We start from the raw sequence: 1,641 nt of genomic DNA, 5'->3' as shown, positions 1-1,641 counted from the left end.
AGGCTCCCCCCGCCGCGGAAAAAGGGGTGTCCGAGCACCCCTCGGGAGCCGCTACACTAGTGCGAGTGCTCAGGCGCCGTAAGGCGCAGGAGTGACGATGGTGGGTGTAGCTCAGTTGGTAGAGCACCTGGTTGTGGTCCAGGTGGTCGCGGGTTCGAGTCCCGTCACTCACCCCAGTCAGTAGGGCCCCGGAACAGCGGAGACGCGTTCCGGGGCCCTTTGCTTTCCCCGGCCCGTCTCTCCGCTTCCCGCTTCCCCGCTCCCTGCTTCCCCGCGGCCGTCACCCATTCGCCCGTTCACCTGATCATCCGTTGACCCATCTCCGTGAACCTGCACGCGCGGCCGCCGGAATATACCCTACTGGGGTATGGTTGAAGTGATCGTGACGGGTACGAGGAGGACGAGTGTGGAAGGAGGCGGACAATGCCAGGCATGCACGCCAGTGAGGCCACTCATACGCATGGGTACAGCGACGCGAAGGACGACTACCTCAAGCGGCTGCGTCGGATAGAGGGGCAGGTCCGAGGGCTGCAGCGGATGATCGAGGAGGACAAGTACTGCATCGACATCCTCACCCAGGTCTCGGCGGCCAAGAGCGCCCTCGAGTCGGTGGCCCTGGGGCTGCTGCAGGAGCACCTGGCCCACTGCGTCTCCGAGGCCATGGCCCAGGGCGGCGAGGTGGCCGACGCCAAGCTCCGCGAGGCCTCAGCCGCCATCGCCCGCCTAGTGCGCTCCTAACGCACAGCGCTTCAACCCCACCTCCGCCTCCGCCCATGACTCCGCACCCATCCCACCCGACACCACCGACGTCTCATCCCACCCCACGTCATCCCACCTCACCCTCCACGAACGGGAGCCCGCACATGACCGACATCGAGATCACCCAGACCGCGCCGGCCACCCCGGCCACCCAGACCCCCGAGCCGGCTCCGTCCGCCGACAACGGCATCCCCGACGACAGCCCCGTAGTCACCGTCTACTCGGTTTTCGGCATGAATTGTGGCCACTGCTCCAACGCCGTCACCCGCGAACTGTCCGCGATCCACGGAGTGACCGGCGTGACCGTCGACCTCGGCGCCAAGAAGGTGACGGTCGGCTCCACCAGGCCGCTGTCCGAGGACGAGGTCCGCGCAGCCGTCGACGAGGCCGGATACGAACTGGGCTGACCCGCCCACCCGGCAGGACCACGCGACGAGCGAGCCGGCGCGCGGCGCAGAAAACCAGCACGCGCGGCGCGGTACGAGCCGCAGCACGCGACCGACGCGGAACCGCAGAACGCGCGCGGTGCGAGCCGCAGCACGCGAGCGACGCGGAACCGCAGAACGCGGGTGGCGCGGACCCGGACACGACCGAGGACGAGCAAGGAAGCGAGGGTACCGACATGCCCAACGTCGGCGAGCGCATAGAACTCGAGATCACCGGCATGACCTGCGCGTCCTGCGCGGCCCGGATCGAGAAGCGCCTCAACCGGATCGACGGCGTGAGCGCCTCGGTGAACTACGCCACCGAGCGCGCCGCCGTCGCATACCCCCCAGAGGTGTCCCCCGCCCAGCTCATCGCCACCATCGAAGCCATCGGCTACGCCGGCGGCTTGGCGCATCAGGTCGCGTAGCGCGTGGTGGACGAGCAGGAAGCCGTAGA

General features: G+C 68.4%; 2 protein-coding genes, 1 tRNA gene and 1 pseudogene. All 4 read left to right on the top strand.

The annotated features are described in order from the left end of the window. The first annotated feature begins 100 nt into the window (after nucleotides 1-100). A tRNA-His gene (locus tag KDL01_RS40960) sits at nucleotides 101-176 on the top strand. Between the two features lie 256 nt (nucleotides 177-432). Further along, nucleotides 433-738 (top strand): metal-sensitive transcriptional regulator, encoded by a 306-nt coding sequence (locus KDL01_RS40955; protein ID WP_212534116.1) that lies wholly within the window; start codon nucleotides 433-435, stop codon nucleotides 736-738. A gap of 125 nt (nucleotides 739-863) precedes the next feature. Then, on the top strand, nucleotides 864-1,166 hold the full coding sequence (locus tag KDL01_RS40950) for a heavy-metal-associated domain-containing protein (RefSeq protein ID WP_212534115.1): 303 nt from the start codon (nucleotides 864-866) through the stop codon (nucleotides 1,164-1,166). Nucleotides 1,167-1,381: 215 nt separating this feature from the next. Continuing rightward, nucleotides 1,382-1,582 (top strand): annotated as a pseudogene (locus tag KDL01_RS40945) (cation transporter); the annotation flags it as partial. Nucleotides 1,583-1,641 lie beyond the last annotated feature (59 nt).

The organism is Actinospica durhamensis (assembly GCF_018139695.1).
GTDB lineage: Bacteria > Actinomycetota > Actinomycetes > Streptomycetales > Catenulisporaceae > Actinospica > Actinospica durhamensis.
This window is presented reverse-complemented; position numbering and strand designations above follow the sequence as displayed.